Origin of the sequence: Diaphorobacter sp. LI3 (assembly GCF_022807955.1) — a bacterium.
Taxonomy (GTDB): Bacteria; Pseudomonadota; Gammaproteobacteria; order Burkholderiales; family Burkholderiaceae_C; genus Diaphorobacter; species Diaphorobacter nitroreducens.
On sequence record NZ_CP094346.1, the window covers coordinates 1634691 to 1651860 of the forward strand.

The following is a 17170-nucleotide window of genomic DNA, read 5'->3' on the forward strand; positions in this document are numbered from 1 at the left end:
GTCGGGCCATGAACGACGTTTCGGTCATCGACCGTTTCCTCGATGTTTTCTCGCGCTACATCGACTCGGGGTTTGGGCTGTTGCACGGCGAGGTGGCGTTCCTCACGGCCACGCTGATCGTCATCGACATGACGCTCGCCGGGCTGTTCTGGGCAATGGGCCATGCCTCCGGCCAGGGCGAGGACGTGATCTCCAAATTGCTCCGCAAGGTGCTTTATGTCGGTGCCTTCGCCTACATCATCGGCAACTTCAACATGCTCGCCAGCGCGGTGTTCCGCTCGTTCGCGGGCCTGGGCCTGACGGCCAGCGGCTCGACCTTGAGCTTGGGCAACTTCTTGCAGCCGGGACGGCTCGCCAAGGTGGGCATCGACGCCGGGGCGCCCATTCTTGAGCAGATCAAGGAGATGGCGGGCTTCCCCGAGGTGTTCATCCACATCATGCCCATCGTCGTGCTGTTCTTCGCATGGATGGTGGTCATCGTCAGCTTCTTCGTGCTGGCGGTGCAGCTCTTCGTCACGCTGATCGAGTTCAAGCTGACCACGCTCGCGGGCTTCGTGCTGGTGCCGTTCGCCCTCTGGAACAAGACAGCGTTCCTGGCCGAGAAGGTCTTGGGCAACGTGGTGTCGTCGGGCATCAAGGTGCTGGTGCTTGCCGTGATCGTGGGCATCGGCTCAGGGCTGTTCTCCGAGTTCAACATACCGGCCGGCTCGGAGCCGTCGATCGACCGGGCATTGGTCATCATGCTGGCCTCGCTCGCGATGCTGGCCCTGGGCATCTTTGGGCCGGGCATCGCGACGGGCTTGGTATCGGGTGGGCCGCAGCTTGGCGCAGGCGCGATGGCTGGTGCCGCCATCGGCGCAGCCGGAACCGCTGTGGCGGTCGGTGCCGCGGCTGCGGGCGTCGGTAGTGCCGTGACGGCCGGAGCGCGCATGGCCCCCGCAGCCGCCCGCTCGATGACATCAACCGCCAGCATTGCCAGGTCGGCATATCAGGCGGGCTCCGCTTCGGCCGGTGGCGGCCTCAAGGGTGCCGCCGCTGGCGTAGGCAATGTCGCCAAGACTGGCGCGCGGGCGGCCGGGCAGAAGGTTGCCGACGGGGCGCGCTCGATGAAAGAGCGCATGGCGGCGGCTTTTGGGCCTGACGACGCGCAGGCATCCAGCGCTGCATCCGCCGGGCCTGACGCTGCTGGTTCATCTCCGCCCGTCGAGCAACCCGCCTGGGCCAAGCGCCTGCATCGCAGGCAGCAACTCACCCACGCCGCGACGACAGCCGCCCACACGCTGCGCGGGGGCGACGGCGGCAGCTCCAGCCAGGGGCCGAGCCTGCGCGATTCCGATTCCTGATCCTCAAGGAGAACACCCATGCAATTCAAACGACCGCAGGTGCGCTACGCCGACACGCCGCAGCCTGCCACCCCGTACCAGTCCGCCGCACAGGTGTGGGACGAGCGCATCGGCTCGACCCGCGTGCAGGCGAAGAACTGGCGTTTCATGGCCTTCGGCTGCCTCACCTTGGCCGTGCTGATGGCGGGCGGGCTGGTTTGGCGTTCCGCGCAGTCCATCGTGACGCCCTACGTCATCGAGGTGGACAACGCGGGCCAGGTGCGCGCCGTGGGCGAAGCCGCCGCGCCCTACAAGCCCAGTGATGCCCAGGTGGCCTATCACCTGGGCCGCTTCATCGGCCTGGTGCGCTCGCTGTCCATCGACCCCATCGTGGTGCGGCAGAACTGGCTGGATGCCTATGACTACACCACCGACAAAGGCGCCGTGGTGCTCAACGAGTACGCCCGCGTGAACGATCCGTTCGCGCGCATCGGCAAGGAGTCGGTGACGGTGCAGATCACCAGCGTGACCCGCGCCAGCGACACGTCTTTCAACGTGCGCTGGACGGAGACGCGCTTCGTGAACGGTGCGCTGGATCGCACTGAACGCTGGAACGCGGTGGTTTCCATCGTGCAGCAGACGCCGCGCACCGAGCAGCGTGTGCGCAAGAACCCCCTGGGCATCTACGTCAACGGGCTGTCGTGGAGCCGCGAACTGGAAGGAAACGAAGGAGCAAAACCATGAATGATCTTTTCCGTAAATCCGTCTTGCCGGTGATCCTGCTTGCCCTGTCGGCCTGCGCCACGCAGGGCAAGCCGCCGCCGTCCATCTCGCTCGATGAGCCGGTGCAGGCGCAGCCGCTACCGGAGCCGCCTGCGCCGGTGGAGGTGGTGGCCATGCCGCAAGTGCTGCCGATGCCGGCTCAGATGAAGCCTGTGCCGGATGCCAAGCCCGCCGCAGAACCCGCCGATGAAACCGTGCGCGTGTCCCGCGCCAATGCCGAAGCGCGCATTGCGCCGACGCGCGAGGGCTACGTCAACGCAATCCAGGTGTGGCCCTTCACGGACGGCGCGCTATATCAGGTCTATGCGGCCGTGGGCCGCGTGACGGTGATCGCGCTCCAGCCGGGCGAGGAACTGGTGACTGTCGCTGCTGGCGACACGGTGCGCTGGATCGTGGGCGACACGTCCAGCGGCAGCGGCGACGCCTTGCGCGTCAATGTGATGGTCAAGCCGATCCGCTCGGGCCTCAAGACCAATCTGGTCATCACGACCAGCCGGCGCACGTACCTGATTGAGCTGACTTCGACCGAGAAGACGTGGATGGCGTCGGTGTCCTGGGAGTATCCGAAAGACAAGATGCTGGCCTTGCAGCGCCAGGCGCAGGCGGCCAGCGCCGCCGCGCCGGTCGATAGCGGGCTATCGCTGGAGAAGATCCGTTTCCGCTACGCGGTCAGTGGCAGCAACCCGCCGTGGAAACCGCTGCGCGCCTTCGATGATGGCGAGAAGGTCTATATCCAGTTCCCGCCGGGCATCGCCCAGGGCGAGTTGCCACCGCTGTTCGTCATCGGCGCGCAAGGTGACGGGCAACTGGTGAACTACCGTTTCCGCTCGCCGTACTACATCGTGGATCGCCTGTTCGGCGCGGCCGAACTGCGCCTGGGCGGGGACAAGGGCGACGTGGTGCGGATTGAGCGCACGGACGGCACAAGGAGGAATTGACATGAGCCAGGACGATTCCCCTGACCTTGCACCGCAGGCGGGCAAGGTCGTGCCCGAGGCGGTGGCGCTGCGCGCCCAGCCGCGCCCGGTCACACGCCTGAACCGGCGCACGCTAGTCATGCTCACCGGCGGCCTGTCGGTCGCCGTGCTCGGGGCTACGATCTGGTCATTGCAGCCGCACCGGCGCGCGGGTGAGCAGACCGAGCTGTACAACGTCGATCGCGTGTCGAAGTCCGAAGGGCTGGATGGCTTGCCTTCGGATTACTCCAAGCTGCCGAAGGTGCCGGAACTGGGGCCGCCGCTGCCGGGCGACCTTGGCCCGGCCATCGTGAAGTCGCAGCAGCCCGTGGCGCCCACCTACGCGCCGCCGGGCCACGACCCGGAGGATGCACGGCGCAAGGAAGCTGAAGCGGCAGCAGCTTCCTCGGTGTTCTTCCGCTCGGGCACGCCTGGCAAGACCGCCGCGCCAGCGACTGCGCAAGTCGCTGCGGCTGGCCAAGCATCGGCCTTGGCGGGCTTCGACCCGCTGGCCGCCGGGCCAGCCTCGACGGCGGCTCAGCCTGCCGACCCGACCGCTGTGCAAAACCGGCAAGACCAAAAAGAGGCGTTCCTGAAGGGCGGCTCTACGGAGACCCGCAATTCCGGGAATCTGAAAATGCCGTCCTCGCCGTATCAGGTGATGGCCGGGACGGTGATCGCCGGCGCGCTGGTGACGGGCATCAAGTCGGACTTGCCGGGCGACGTGATCGCCACGGTGACGGAGCCGGTCTACGACACGGCCACGGGCAAGTTCCTTTTGATCCCGCAGGGGTCGCGCATCCTGGGCAAGTACAACAGCCAGGTCAGCTATGGGCAGAGCCGGGTTCAGGTGGTGTGGAACCGGATCATCCTGCCGGACACGTCCTCGCTGACGCTGGACAACCTCGTGGGTACCGATCCGGCCGGCTATTCCGGCCTGGAAGACGGTGTGGACTACCACTGGAGCCGCATCGTCGCCGGTGCTGCGCTGACGACGATGCTGGGCGTGGGCGCCGAGCTGGCCGCGCCGGAGAACCGGCAGGATGGCAATCGCATCGTAATCGCCGGGCGCGACAGCGCGCAGGACAGCATCAACCAGGTTGGCCAGGAAATGACCCGACGCAACATGAACATCCAGCCAACGCTGACTGAACGGCCCGGCCTGCCGGTGCGGATCATCGCTAACCGCGATCTGGTGTTGCGTCCGTACCAGCCGATGTTCTTCCAGCGTGGAGCCATTCGATGAGCACGACCAAGAAGCTGCGGCTCGGGCCGCTGCCCAAGACCGAGAGCGTCAAGCTGACCTTTGCGTGCCCGGTTAGCCTGAAAGCTGACCTACGACCGCTACGCCGCGCTGCACGCGCAGGCGTATGGCGAGACGGTCGATGTTATGACGCTGATCCCGCACATGCTGGAAGCCTTCATGGCGGGGGATAGGGCGTTCAGGCGCAGGCAGGCCAAGAACGAAAAAGCCGCCCCTGCGTGAACAGGGGCGGCTTTCGAATTGGTGCCCGAGGCCGGAATCGAACCGGCACGCCTTGCGGCGGGGGATTTTCTTCCCACTTCGGCTTTCGCCGCCGCCGTCTCCGAAGAAACGACGTTCGTGGGCTGGAGCACGCCTTCACCATAGCCTTTCGGCTTTAGGTGCCCGCCGTCTGCTCTCTACACCTTCCGAGGAACCTTTCGGCTCCAGGGCTTGGCTCGGTATTAGCTCGGACTGATCGTCCAGGGCCTTCGCCGAGTTTGACGGGCTTCACCTCGGGGGTTTCCCTCCGAGGGCTCAAATTTGGTCTGAGTCCCCTGCGTCTACCAATTTCACCACTCGGGCATGACGCACGATGCTACTTCAACTATCTACTCCTCACTGGGAGCCAGCTTGCATCGTCCTGGCTCCTAGCTGACTCCTGGCTCGAAATGCAGGCATCTCGATCAAGAGGCGATTTATCACTCAATCCCTTGTCCCATGCGGCTTGGCAGGCAGTGGCCTCAAGCAAGAACTACGTAGAAGTCCCTATTTTTGAGTCCCCTGCGTCTACCAATTTCACCACCCGGGCAGGCGCGAAAGCGAAGTCGCAAATTATGGCACAGTAACGCGGTATGAAGACCTACCCCACCATTGAAGACGCGATCGGACACACGCCGCTGGTCGCACTGCAGCGCATCGGTGCACAGGACAACGCGGCACGCGGCAATGTCATTCTGGGCAAGCTGGAAGGCAATAACCCGGCGGGTTCGGTGAAGGATAGGCCGGCACTGTCGATGATCCGCCGGGCCGAAGAGCGCGGCGAGATCAAACCCGGCGATACGCTGATCGAGGCGACGTCGGGCAACACCGGTATCGCCCTGGCGATGGCTGCGGCCATCAAGGGCTACCGCATGGTGCTGATCATGCCGGAGGATCTGTCCGTGGAGCGCGCGCAGACCATGAAGGCCTTCGGCGCGGAGCTGGTTCTCACGCCCAAGAGCGGGGGGATGGAATACGCGCGGGATCTGGCCGACCAGATGGTGGCGCAGGGCAAGGGCGTGGTGCTGGACCAGTTTGCCAACCCGGACAACCCCCGCATCCACTACGAGACCACCGGCCCCGAACTGTGGGAGCAGACCGAGGGGCGCATCACCCATTTCGTGAGCGCCATGGGCACCACGGGCACCATCACGGGCGTCGCGCGCTTCCTGCGCGAGAAGAACCCCGCGGTGCGCATCGTGGGTGCGCAGCCGCAGGAAGGCTCGCGTATCCCGGGCATTCGCAAGTGGCCCGAGGAATACCTGCCCAAGATTTACGAGCCCCAGTTGGTGGACGAATTGGTGCTGGTGAGCCAGGACGATGCCGAGGACATGGCACGGCGCCTGGCGCGCGAAGAGGGCATCTTTGCCGGCATCTCCGCAGCCGGCGCCTGCTGGGTGGCGCATCAGATCGCGCAACGCGAGGAAAACGCCACCATCGTTTTCGTGGTGTGCGACCGGGGCGACCGCTACCTCTCCACCGGCGTCTTCCCTGCGTGAACGTGAAGATCACAGTGGGCATCAATAAGGCCGCTGGCGCCCGGTAGTCAAGCGCGAGCAGCTATCAATTACGGGGCGCTGTGACTGCCATGGCGCATGCTGGAGGAGCATCGCTATGTCGTACGAAACCCGCTATTGCACCCACTGCGCCACGGCGCTGGCATCCATCGTGGTCATTGAGGACAGCGGTGAGAAGGAACGCCTGCGCTGCCCCGCCTGCGGCTGGACGCACTGGAACAACCCGACGCCCGTGCTGGCGGCCATCGTGGAGGTGGACGGCCGCGTGCTGCTGGCGCGCAATGCACTGTGGCCACCCAAGATGTTCGCGCTGATCACGGGTTTCATGGAGGCTGGCGAGACGCCCGAGGACGGCATTGCCCGCGAAGTCAAGGAAGAAACCAACCTGGACGCGCGCAGTGTGCAGCTGGTGGGTGTGTATGAGTTCATGCGCATGAACCAGGTCATCATCGCCTACCATGTACGGGCCGAAGGCGAGGTGCGCCTGTCGCTGGAGCTGCTGGAGCACCGCTTTTATGAGCTGGACCAGCTCAAGTGCTGGCCCGCGGGCACAGGCTATGCGCTGGCCGACTGGCTGCGCTCGCGTGGCCACGAGCCGGTGTTCTTCACCGCCGAGGAAAATGCAGAGCGCCGCCGCGGACTGGACGCGCCGAAGGACTGAGAAAAATGGACATCCACAAGGAAATCGACACCCGGGGCCTGAACTGCCCCCTGCCCATCCTCAAGGCCAAGAAGGCCTTGGCCGACATGGCCAGCGGCCAGCTGCTCAAGGTGGTGGCGACCGACAGCGGCTCGCTGCGGGACTTCCAGGCGTTTGCCCGGCAGACCGGCAACGAACTGGTTGAGCAACAGACCGTGGGCGAAGAATTCATCCACGTGCTGCGCCGTCGCTGAGTGATTAATGGCTAAATAGCCGTCCAGCGCTTGTTGGGTAAGCGCTGGTAGCTATCAAAACAGGAATCCCATGCCCGGGCGGGAGGCAGGGGCACCGCCCCGGCGGTGCGTTACAGCGCCAGGGATTGGAGGTATTCGCGGAACTGTGGGCCCACCTGCGGGTGCTGCAGTGCCAGTTCGACCGTGGCCTCCAAAAAACCTTCCTTGCTGCCGCAGTCGTACCGTTTGCCAGCGTACTGGTAGGCATACACCGTCTCGTGCTGCATCAGGCGCGCGATCGCATCGGTGAGCTGGATCTCGCCGCCCACGCCCTGCGGCTGGTTGCGGATCTCTTCGAAGATGCGCGGCGTGAGCACATAGCGGCCGGCCACGCCCATGCGCGACGGTGCCTTTTCGGGTGCGGGCTTCTCCACGATCTCGTCAACGCGGATCAGCGCGCCGCCAGCGCTCTCGCCCTTGACGATGCCGTAGCGCTTGGTGTGCTCCAGCGGGACTTCCTGCACGGCCAGCAGCGAGCGCCCCTGCTTGGCGAAAGCGGCCGTCATCTGCGCCATCACGCCGGGGCCGCCGGGCTCGCCGGTCATCAGGTCGTCGGCCAGGATGACGGCAAAGGGCTCGTTGCCCACCAGGGGCTCGGCGCACAGCACGGCATGGCCCAGGCCCAGCGAGCGTGGCTGGCGCACAAACAGGCAGTTCATGTCGTCGGGCGCGATGCTGCGCACCAGCGCGAGCATCTCGCGCTTGCCGGCGTTCTCCAGCTCGTTCTCCAGCTCGTACGCGGTATCGAAATGGTCTTCGATCGCGCGCTTGCTGCGGCCGGTGACGAACACCATGTCGCGGATGCCGGCCTCGTAGGCCTCCTCAACGGCGTACTGGATCAGGGGCTTGTCCACCACCGGCAGCATCTCCTTGGGCGATGCCTTGGTGGCGGGCAGGAAGCGGGTGCCAAGCCCCGCGACGGGAAAGACGGCCTTGCGGACACGGGTGGGTGCGTTCAAGTCGGGTGCCTCACGAAAAGGGTGCCGGGTAAAAACAAGGGCGCCTGCAGCGCCCTTGTCCGGTGATCGGGCTGATCTTAGCCCAGGCGCGCGAGCTGCTCCTGGATGCGCGCCAGCGTGGCCCCGAAGTCGGCCACGCGCTTCTTTTCCTGCTCGATCACGGCCGGCGGGGCCTTGGCCACGAAAGCCTCGTTGCCCAGTTTGCCGTTGGCCTTGGCGATTTCGCCGGACAGGCGCGCGGCCTCCTTGGACAGGCGGGCCTTTTCAGCAGCGACGTCGATCTCCACGAACAGCGCCAGGCGGGCGTCGCCCACTACGGCCACGGGCGCGCTTTGCGCGGCCTGGGCCCAGGCGGCCTCGTCGTCGAACACCTTCACCTCGCTGAGCTTGGCCAGGTTCTGCAGCACCGGGGCGATGTCGCGCATGAAGTCCGCGTCGCCCGCCACCAGCAACGGCAGGCGCTGTGCGGGCGACACGCCCATCTCGCCGCGCAGCGTGCGGCAGGCGTCCACCACCTGCTTGATGCGCGCCACGTAGGCGATGGAGCCCTCGTCGATTTTCTCGGGCTGGGACTGCGGATAGGCGGCGATGGCAATGGAGTCGCCCTTCAGGCCCGCCAGCGGGGCCACTACCTGCCACAGCGCTTCGGTGACAAAGGGGATGACGGGGTGCGCCAGGCGCAGGATGGCCTCCAGCACACGGATCAGCGTGCGGCGCGTGGCGCGCTGCTGCGCTTCGTTGCCAGTCTGGATCTGCACCTTGGCGATTTCCAGGTACCAGTCGCAGAACTCGTTCCAGACGAAGTCGTAGAGGGTGTTGGCCACGTTGTCCAAGCGGAACTCAGCGAAGCCCTTGGCCACTTCGGCCTCGACCTGTTGCAGCTGCGAGACGATCCAGCGGTCGGCCTGACTGAAGCGCAGGTAGCTTTCAGTGCAGCCCTGCGCGGTGTCCATGCCGCAGTCGTAGCCCTCGCAGTTCATCAGCACGAAGCGGCTGGCGTTCCACAGCTTGTTGCAGAAGTTGCGGTAGCCCTCGCAGCGCTTGCTGTCGAAGTTGATGCTGCGCCCCAGCGACGCCAGCGCGGCGAAGGTGAAGCGCAGCGCGTCGGCGCCATAGGCGGGAATGCCCTCGGGGAATTCCTTTTGTGTGTTCTGGCGCACCTTGGGTGCGGTCTCGGGGCGGCGCAGGCCCTGGGTGCGCTTGTCCAGCAGGGGTTCGAGCGCAATGCCGTCGATCAAGTCCACCGGGTCGAGCACGTTGCCCTCGGACTTGCTCATCTTCTTGCCCTGCGCGTCCAGCACCAGGCCGTGGATGTAGACATGCTTGAACGGCACGCGACCGGTGAAGTGCGTGGTCATCATGATCATCCGGGCGACCCAGAAGAAGATGATGTCGTAGCCCGTGACCAGCACGCTGCTGGGCAGGTACAGGTTGTAGTCGTCGGTGGCAGCGTCGGTCTGGTTTGGCCAGCCCATGGTGCTGAAGGGCACCAGGGCGCTGGAGTACCAGGTGTCGAGCACGTCCGCATCGCGGGTCAGCGTCTTGCCGGGGGCCTGGGCCTGGGCCTCTTGTTCGTTGCGGGCCACGTACACATTGCCGTCCTCGTCGTACCAGGCCGGGATCTGGTGGCCCCACCACAGCTGGCGGCTGATGCACCAGTCCTGGATGTTGTTCATCCACTGGTTGTAGGTGTTGACCCAGTTCTCGGGCACGAACTGCACCTGGCCGCTGGCCACGGCGTCGATGGCCTTTTGCGCGATGCTCTTGCCGGTGGCGTCGCCCGTGCCTTCTTGGGCCACCTTGTTCATGGCCACGAACCACTGGTCGGTCAGCATGGGCTCGATCACCTGGCCGGTGCGGGTGCAAATGGGCACCATCAGCTTGTGCTTCTTGGTCTCGACCAGCAGGCCCTGGGCCTCCAGGTCGGCCACGATGGCCTTGCGCGCCACGAAGCGGTCCATGCCCTGGTACTTGGGCGGCGCGTTCTCGTTCACCGTGGCCTGCAGGGTGAGCACGCAAATCATGGGCAGCTTGTGGCGCTGGCCCACCTGGTAGTCGTTGTTGTCGTGCGCGGGCGTGACCTTGACCACGCCGGTGCCGAACTCCTTGTCCACGTAGGCGTCGGCAATCACCGGGATCTCGCGGTCGCACAGCGGCAGCTTCACCATCTTGCCGATCAGGTGCGCGTAGCGCTCATCCTCGGGGTGGACCATCACGGCCACGTCGCCCAGCATGGTCTCGGGGCGGGTGGTGGCCACCACCAGCTGGCCGCTGCCGTCGGCCAAGGGGTAGGCGATGTGCCACAGCGAGCCGTCTTTTTCCTCGTTCTCCACTTCCAGGTCCGACACGGCGGACTGCAGTTTGGGGTCCCAGTTCACCAGGCGCTTGCCGCGGTAGATCAGGCCCTGCTGGTAGAGCTTCACGAAGGTGTCGGTCACCACCTTGGAGAGCTTGTCGTCCATGGTGAAGTACTCGCGGCTCCAGTCCACGCTGTCGCCCAGGCGGCGCATCTGGGTGGTGATGGTGTTGCCGCTCTTTTCCTTCCACTCCCACACCTTCTTCACGAAGTCGGGGCGGCCCAGGTCATGGCGGCTCACGCCTTGCTCCTGCAGCTGGCGCTCCACCACGATCTGCGTGGCGATGCCGGCGTGGTCGGTGCCGGGCACCCAGGCCGTGTTGTGGCCCAGCATGCGGTGGTAGCGCGTCAGGCTGTCCATGATGGTCTGGTTGAACGCGTGCCCCATGTGCAGCGTGCCCGTCACGTTGGGCGGAGGCAGCTGGATGGCGAACGCCGGCTGCCCAGCCCGCGCCGCGCCCGTGCCGCGGTAGCCTGCCACGCCGTAGCCGCGCTTTTCCCATTCGGGGCCCCAGTGGGCCTCCAGGGCGGCGGGCTCAAAGGACTTGGAGAGGCTGTTCAGGCCGGGTTGTTCGATCGTGTCGCTCATGGCAATGAAAAACGGCATCCCGTGGGATGCCGCCTGGGCAGTGGTTCGGAGGATGGGGGCATTTTATTCGGTTACCGCCATGCTTCCATACTGATAGCTGCTTGCGCTTGCTGGATAAGCGCTGGAGGCGCTTTTTACTCAGACCCTGTGGTGGGCACGAATTCGGGGCGGTCGTTGGTCTGGGGTTTGAGCGGCGCGCTGGCATGGCCGCCGGCGCGTTCCTTGCGCCATTGCTCTTTGCGGGCCGTCCACTCGGCCAGCCGGGCGTGGGCGGTGGTGCTTTCGCGCTGCATCTGCGCGGTGTCGGCCAGTTGGGCCGACAGCTCCAGCCGGATGCCGTTGGGGTCGAAGAAGTAGATGCTCTTGAAGATGTGGTGGTCGGTCACTCCGAGCACCTGCACACCGTGTGCCTGCAGACGGGTTTTGGTGTCCTCCAGCTCTTGCACGGTGTTCACGCGGAAGGCGATGTGGTTGACCCACGGGGGGGTGTTGGGCGAGGGCTCGGGCTTCACGTCGTCGCCCAGGTCGAAGAACGCGATGAACGAGCCGTCCTGCAGCCGGAAGAAGAAGTGGGTGTAGGGGCAGTACTCGCCCGTGCTGGGCACGTAGTCGCTCTGGATGATGTGGTACAGCGGCAGGCCCAGGATGTCCTCGTAGAAGTGGCGCGTCTCCTCCGCGTCGCGCGCCTTGTAGGCGTAGTGGTGCAGCTGCTGGATGGCGGCGGGGGGCGGGAGGGTGTCGTGGGGAGCAGTCATGGCGTTGTCTCCGGGATAGGGCGCCAGGGCGCATGCTGGTATGAAGAAGTGCCTGAAATTCTACTATTCGTAATTGATTTGCGTTAAGTGAATTTGAAAACCGCTGTCCAGCAGGCATGGCGCAGCCGCCGCGGCAAAGGCGGCCGGTGGCCTCAAACGGGAAAGGGGGAGTGGTGCTTGTATCTTTAAACCAGACCAGCGCGGTAGAGTCTGAACGCCGTTGAGGCGGCCAGACCGGCCCGTGCAGTTTGGTAGGCGCTGGGGTGATAGAGCCCGTGACTGAGTACAGAACGCATGGCCGCCGCGCTGGTCTTCGTGAAGCCCGAACGGTTACGCGCGCCTTGATTGAGCGCGCATGCACAAGCAAGGGATCTGAAGATCATGTCTGTTACCTCAGTGACGGTGGGCATCGACGTGGCCAAGGCGCACGTGGATGTCTGTGTGCTGGGTGCCAAGAGCAGCGCCCAGCGGTTTGACAACGATGCCGAAGGCCACTCGGCGCTGGCGGCTGCCCTGCAGCCCCTGGACGTGGGTCTGGTGGTGATGGAGGCCACCGGCGGCTACGAGGCCGCGTTAGCGTGTGCCCTGCAGGCCACAGGCCTGCCCGTGGCGGTCATCAACCCGCGCCAGGCGCGCGACTTCGCCAAATCCATGGGACGCCTGGCCAAGACCGACGCGGTGGATGCGCGCACGCTGGCCGAGCTGGCAGCGGTGCTGCTGCGCCGCGACGATCTGCAGCGCTTCTTGCGCCCCCTGGCCGATGAGCGCCAGCAGTGGCTCGCGGCCCTGGTCACGCGCAGGCGCCAGTTGCTGACCATGCTCCATTCGGAGCGCCAACGGCTGCAGATCACGCCCAAGAAGCTGCACGCCAGCATCGAGGCCATCGAGGCGGCGATCAAGGCGCAGCTCGATGAGATCGAAGAGCAGATGGTCACGCATGTGCGCGAGCACTTTGGGGAGCTCGACACGCTGCTGCAGTCGGCTGCGGGAGTCGGCCCGGTGGCCAGTGCCACGATGATTGCCGAGCTGCCAGAGCTGGGCCGGCTGAACCGGCGCGAGATCGCTGCATTGGTGGGCGTGGCGCCCATGGCCAATGACTCCGGCGGCAGCAAGGGCAGGCGGCGCGTACAAGGCGGGCGCTTCGAGATCCGCCGCGTGCTGTACATGGCAACGCTCACGGCCACCCGCTACAACCCGGCCATCAAGGCCTTCTACGAGCGTCTGAAGGCCGCTGGCAAGTTGCCCAAGGTCGCCCTGGTCGCTTGCATGCGCAAGTTGCTCACCACGCTCAACGCCATGGTGCGCACTGGAAAACCTTGGGACAAGTCGCTTCATTGCGCTTGACTTCGAAGACGGTTACTCAGGCGTTCGCCTGGGCGGCTTTCTTCCAGGCATCCGCGGCGGCCTCTGCGTCGCCGCGCTGCTCGGCCAGCTCGGCCAGGTGGCGCCAGGCGCTGGCGCGCAGCGACGCATCGGGAAGCTGCTGAGCGGCCTGGGTGAAGAGCTGCTGGGCCTTGCCCCACAGGTTGCGCTGCAGGCAGGCCTTGGCCGACAGGTATTGCAGACGCGCGTTGCGCGGAGCCGCCTGCTGGGCGGACTCGATGCGCGCCAGCCAGTTGGCATCCAGCGCCTGCAGGCTGCCCTCGAGCGCGCGCACCAGCTTGAGCACCTGGGCATCGGGCAGCGGGGGCTGAGCGGGGTCCGTCATGCGTTCCCACACCGGCAGAAGCCATGCGCGCACCTGCATCGCATCGCCGCCCAACTGGCCCAGGCGCTGCGCCGCATGCACGGCAATCTCGGGCATGGCGCGCTCATGGGGCTCCAGCCCCAGCCAGATGCGCTGCAGTTGGGCCGGGTCGTAGGCGCCGTTGATCAGTTCCATTGCCAGGCCGCGCACGATGCTCTCGGCGGCGGCCGGCGAAAAAGCGTGGTGCTTGCCCAGCAGACGGGCGGTTTCCAGCGCCTGCTCGGTCTGGTGCGACAGGCGCGATGCCTTGAGTTTGGCGCGCAGTGCCAGCGTGCGGCGCGCCGTGCCGGCCGGCAGGACGGAAAGGCGCTCCAGCGCGGTGGTGGCGTCGCGCTCGTCCAGCGACCAGCGTGCAGCGCGCAGCTGCGCGCCCTCGCGCAATTCCTGCTCGATGGCGACCGCACGATCGGGAATGTTGTCCAGCGCCTGCTGCAAGTGTGCTTCCCGCGTGGCACGGTCCTGCAGCGCATGCGAGCTTTCCGCGGCCACCATGTGGGCCAGCGTGCGCAGCCGACGGCCATGGGGCAGGGCTTCCTTGGCGTCTTCGAGGGCGCGCTCCTGCGCGATCGCGGATTCCGCGGACTTGCGGGCGCGCAGGAAGCGCCCTCCCAGCATCTGCGACAGCGCATCCAGCAGCGCACCGTGCATGGCACGCTCCTTTTGCAGCAGGCGCCAGCGGCGCGCCTGCATGGGTAGCTCCAGCAGCGCCGCCAGGGCGCGCAGCGCCGCGTACAGCAGCGTGAAGCCGCCGAACAGCAGCATCAGCACCATGTTGAGGGACAGATCGATGCGGTAGGGCGGCCAGTACAACGTGACCGTGCCCTGGTTGTTGCCCGCAAACAGGGCGACGGCAACGGCCACACCGAACAGGGCCAGGAACCAGAGTGCTGCGCGCATGGGCAGAGTGTCCTAGGGGCGGGTCAACGGCCGGCCGCGGCCGTGGCCAGCGCGGCGAAGGTGTCCTCCAGCGCGGGCATTTCGACGGTCTTCATGTGCGCCTGCAGCTGCTGCAGGGCCGCGATGGCGTTCTGCGTGCGGCGCGAGGCAGGGTCGAAGTACTTGCCCAGCGCGCTGTAGGCGCCGGCCAGGTCGGCGCGCGCCGAATCCATGCGACGCGCCAGCAGGCCCAGCCGTGCATTGAGCAGCTTGAGCTTGAGGTTCTCGCGCAGGAAGAAGGCCTGGTCGGGGGCGAGCAGGATGGCGTCGGGATGGTCGATGCGGCTCACGCGCACCAGGCCGCGCACCTCGTCGCGCACGCCTTCCCAGGTGCGGTGCAGCGTGGCTTGCCAGCGCGGCTGGCTGGCGGTGCTCGCGGCGGGGGCGGGCGCCGTCGCCTCGCCCGCCGGGCGGCGCATGCTGGCTGCCTGGGCCACGCTGCCCAGCAGGGGCAGCTCGTCCACCTGGAGCACCAGGTCGTCCAGGCGGCCGAGCAGACCCGCAGTGTCGATGACGTTGGCGCGCTCCAGGCGCTCCAGGTCATGGCCCATGGCGCGCAGCACGGGCGCCAGGCGCGGCTGCGATGCGCGCTCCACGCGCTGGCTCGCGCTCTTGAGCGCGGCCACCAGGGGCTGCAGGCTGCCCGTGAGTTGGGCCTGCTGCTGCGCCAGGCGGATGGCGGCTTCCACGTCCACCACCAGGTTCTCGTCGCGCGTGCGCGAGAGGCTTTGCATGAGCTCTTCCAGCTGGCTGCGCTGCAGCGCGACTTCGCTCACGCGGGCTTCTGCCACGGCCAGGCGCGTGGAGGTCTCGCGCGCCAGTTCCTGCGCTTGCTGGGCCATGGTGCGTGCCTCGATGGCCTGGGCGCCGGAGTCGGCCGACTGGCGTGCCAACTGCTCCTGGATGGACGACAGCCGCTGCCACAGCATCACCGAACTGGCCAGCGCGGCAATGGCGATGGCGCTCAGCGCGAACAGGGTCGCGCGGCCGCCGTGGGCCGCGGCGGGCCGGGGAGCGGCGGGCGCCGGTGCGGGCAGCCCGGATGAGGACTCATTGCTCATAAAGCGATTCTATCGAGGCTGCCACTTCATCGAACGCCGGACGGCATTCGTGCACACTGCCAAAGCCGGCCACACGTGCGGCCTGCGCGATACGCGGGTGGGTGGTCAGGGCGCGGGCCATGCCCCAGTGTTGCGCGGGCAACACAGCACGCAGGTTGGCGATGGCCTCGGAACTGCTCAGCAGCCAGACCGAGCCGTCGCTGGCGGCTGCTTGCGCCAGCACCAGTTGCTGGGCGTCGAGGCGGGGTGCGCCGCGCTCGTACGCGGCGACGAAGTCCACCGCGCCACCCGCAGCGGCGACCTGCCGGGCCAGCCATTCGCGCCCGTTGCCGCCCTCGGCCGTGGGGGCGTTGGCTCCACGCACGATGAGCACGCGGTCGCCCGGGCCGATCTGCGGCGCGACCACCTGCCACAGGGCTTCGGAGTCAAACTGCGCGGCGTCGGCGCCGGGAGCGTCAATGCGCTCGGGCGCAACCCCGGCCTGCACGAGTGCCGCCACGGTACCGGGGCCGGGAGCCCATACTCTCGTTTTGATAGCTGCTAACGCTTGTCCAGAAAGCGCTAGAGGCATATTTGATTCAAAGAAATACTGCGCCGCGTTGCCGCTCACGAACATCACCGCGCAGTAGCGGTCCATCCGTGCGCGGGCCTGTTGCAGTTCCTCGCGCAGAGCCGGGTTGGTCACCGGGCCGATGGCGATGAGTGGCAGCGCCAGCGCGGCGATGCCGCGCGCCTGCAGATCGGCGGCCCACTGCGTGGCCTCGCGCGCGGGGCGCGTGACGATGGCCCGGGGCGGCGGCACGGGCAAGGTCAGAGCGCTCCCACCGCGCCCGCAGTGCGCAGCTGTGCGGCGACGGCCAGTCCCAGCGCGTCGGCCTGCTCCAGCGTATGCACGGGGGCCGCGCCCTCGGCGCGCACCAGCGGCACCCGGGCCGCGACGTCGCCCCAGGCGGCGCGCAGCGAGAGCGTGTCGCCGTCCCACTGGCCATGCGCGGCCAGCGGCATGGAACAGCTCCCCCCCATGGCGCGGCTTACGGCACGCTCGGCCGTCACCGTGAGCCAGGTGCGCTCATGGGCCAGCGGCGCCAGCGCCTCACGCAGGTCGTGGCGGTCGCCGCGGATCTCGATGCCCAACGCGCCCTGGCCGGCGGCGGGCAGCATCTGCTCGGGCGTGAACACGGCGCGGATGCGTTCGTGCAGGCCCAAGCGCTTCAGGCCTGCGGCCGCGAGCACGATGGCCGCGTACTGGCCCTCGTCCAGCTTGCGCAGGCGCGTCTGCACGTTGCCGCGCAGCGGCTCGATCTGCAGGTCGGGGCGCAGCGCTTGCAGCAGCACCTGGCGGCGCAGGCTGGAAGTGCCCACCACCGCACCGTGGGGCAGTTCGTCCAGCGATGCGTAGCCGGGCGACACGAAGGCGTCGCGCGGGTCCTCGCGCTCCATCACACAGGCCAGGGCGAAGCCCTGGGGCAGCTCCATGGGAACGTCCTTGAGCGAATGCACCGCGATGTCGGCGCGGCCTTCCTCCAGCGCCACTTCCAGCTCCTTCACGAACAGGCCCTTGCCGCCCACCTTGGACAGCGTGCGGTCCAGGATCTGGTCGCCGCGCGTGGTCATGCCCAGCAGCGCCACGGCGTGGCCGCGCGCGCGCAGCAAGGACTGCACATGCTCGGCCTGCCAGAGCGCGAGCTGGCTTTCGCGCGTGGCGATCACGATGGAAGGAAGCGAGGGGGAGGGAGTGGTCATTGCGGCGTC

Annotated in this window: 15 protein-coding genes and 1 pseudogene; 9 read left to right on the forward strand and 7 right to left on the reverse strand. The window is 66.9% G+C overall.

Annotated features, from left to right (window positions below; all coding sequences use genetic code 11):
- Positions 1-8 precede the first annotated feature (8 nt).
- The 8 genes and pseudogenes from trbL (at position 9) to MRB47_RS07635 (ending at position 6976) form a co-directional block, all read left to right on the forward strand.
- Positions 9-1343 (forward strand): P-type conjugative transfer protein TrbL, encoded by a 1335-nt coding sequence (gene trbL / locus MRB47_RS07600; RefSeq protein WP_013517133.1) that lies wholly within the window; start codon positions 9-11, stop codon positions 1341-1343.
- 18 nt (positions 1344-1361) lie between these two features.
- Entirely contained in the window at positions 1362-2066 is a 705-nt protein-coding gene (trbF, locus tag MRB47_RS07605; protein WP_013517132.1) for a conjugal transfer protein TrbF, read from the forward strand.
- Positions 2063-3043 carry a P-type conjugative transfer protein TrbG gene (gene trbG / locus MRB47_RS07610; RefSeq protein ID WP_013517131.1) on the forward strand — a complete coding sequence of 327 codons (981 nt, stop codon included), beginning with the start codon at positions 2063-2065 and terminating at the stop codon, positions 3041-3043. The genes trbF and trbG overlap by 4 nt, the downstream gene beginning before the upstream one ends.
- A 1-nt stretch (position 3044) precedes the next feature.
- Entirely contained in the window at positions 3045-4307 is a 1263-nt protein-coding gene (locus MRB47_RS07615; protein ID WP_013517130.1) for a TrbI/VirB10 family protein, read from the forward strand.
- Positions 4304-4547 (forward strand): annotated as a pseudogene (locus MRB47_RS07620) (DUF2274 domain-containing protein). The gene MRB47_RS07615 and the pseudogene MRB47_RS07620 overlap by 4 nt, the downstream one beginning before the upstream one ends.
- Positions 4548-5158: 611 nt before the next feature.
- The gene (gene cysM / locus MRB47_RS07625; protein ID WP_252102355.1) at positions 5159-6064 is read left to right on the forward strand and encodes a cysteine synthase CysM; all 906 of its coding nucleotides are present in this window, start codon (positions 5159-5161) and stop codon (positions 6062-6064) included.
- Positions 6065-6179: 115 nt separating this feature from the next.
- Entirely contained in the window at positions 6180-6743 is a 564-nt protein-coding gene (locus MRB47_RS07630; RefSeq protein WP_252102356.1) for an NUDIX hydrolase, read from the forward strand.
- Positions 6744-6748: 5 nt separating this feature from the next.
- Positions 6749-6976: a sulfurtransferase TusA family protein gene (locus tag MRB47_RS07635; protein ID WP_011806050.1), complete on the forward strand. Its 228-nt coding sequence runs from the start codon at positions 6749-6751 to the stop codon at positions 6974-6976.
- 110 nt (positions 6977-7086) lie between these two features.
- Here the strand turns inward: MRB47_RS07635 and galU are convergent, their stop codons facing one another.
- The 3 genes from galU to MRB47_RS07650 all read right to left on the reverse strand — a co-directional run bounded on the left by galU (position 7087) and on the right by MRB47_RS07650 (position 11674).
- Entirely contained in the window at positions 7087-7974 is an 888-nt protein-coding gene (gene galU, locus MRB47_RS07640) for a UTP--glucose-1-phosphate uridylyltransferase GalU (RefSeq protein ID WP_011806049.1), read from the reverse strand.
- A gap of 77 nt (positions 7975-8051) precedes the next feature.
- Positions 8052-10919: a valine--tRNA ligase gene (locus MRB47_RS07645; protein WP_252102357.1), complete on the reverse strand. Its 2868-nt coding sequence runs from the start codon at positions 10917-10919 to the stop codon at positions 8052-8054.
- A 134-nt stretch (positions 10920-11053) separates the two neighbouring features.
- Positions 11054-11674 (reverse strand): VOC family protein, encoded by a 621-nt coding sequence (locus MRB47_RS07650; protein WP_011806047.1) that lies wholly within the window; start codon positions 11672-11674, stop codon positions 11054-11056.
- A 381-nt stretch (positions 11675-12055) separates the two neighbouring features.
- On the opposite strand from MRB47_RS07650, the gene MRB47_RS07655 reads away from it, so the two are divergent.
- A complete protein-coding gene (locus tag MRB47_RS07655) occupies positions 12056-13018 on the forward strand; it encodes an IS110 family transposase (RefSeq protein WP_011804582.1) in 963 nt (320 codons plus the stop codon).
- A gap of 16 nt (positions 13019-13034) precedes the next feature.
- On the opposite strand, the gene MRB47_RS07660 is transcribed toward MRB47_RS07655, so the two are convergent.
- From MRB47_RS07660 to hemC, 4 genes are read right to left on the reverse strand one after another with little or no spacing between them, the layout of a single operon-like run.
- Positions 13035-14318 carry a heme biosynthesis HemY N-terminal domain-containing protein gene (locus MRB47_RS07660; protein ID WP_252102358.1) on the reverse strand — a complete coding sequence of 428 codons (1284 nt, stop codon included), beginning with the start codon at positions 14316-14318 and terminating at the stop codon, positions 13035-13037.
- 23 nt (positions 14319-14341) lie between these two features.
- Entirely contained in the window at positions 14342-15418 is a 1077-nt protein-coding gene (locus MRB47_RS07665) for a uroporphyrinogen-III C-methyltransferase (protein ID WP_252102359.1), read from the reverse strand.
- On the reverse strand, positions 15408-16226 hold the full coding sequence (locus MRB47_RS07670) for a uroporphyrinogen-III synthase (RefSeq protein ID WP_252102360.1): 819 nt from the start codon (positions 16224-16226) through the stop codon (positions 15408-15410). The genes MRB47_RS07665 and MRB47_RS07670 overlap by 11 nt, the downstream gene beginning before the upstream one ends.
- Before the next feature lie 2 nt (positions 16227-16228).
- A complete protein-coding gene (hemC, locus tag MRB47_RS07675; RefSeq protein WP_015913774.1) occupies positions 16229-17161 on the reverse strand; it encodes a hydroxymethylbilane synthase in 933 nt (310 codons plus the stop codon).
- Positions 17162-17170 lie beyond the last annotated feature (9 nt).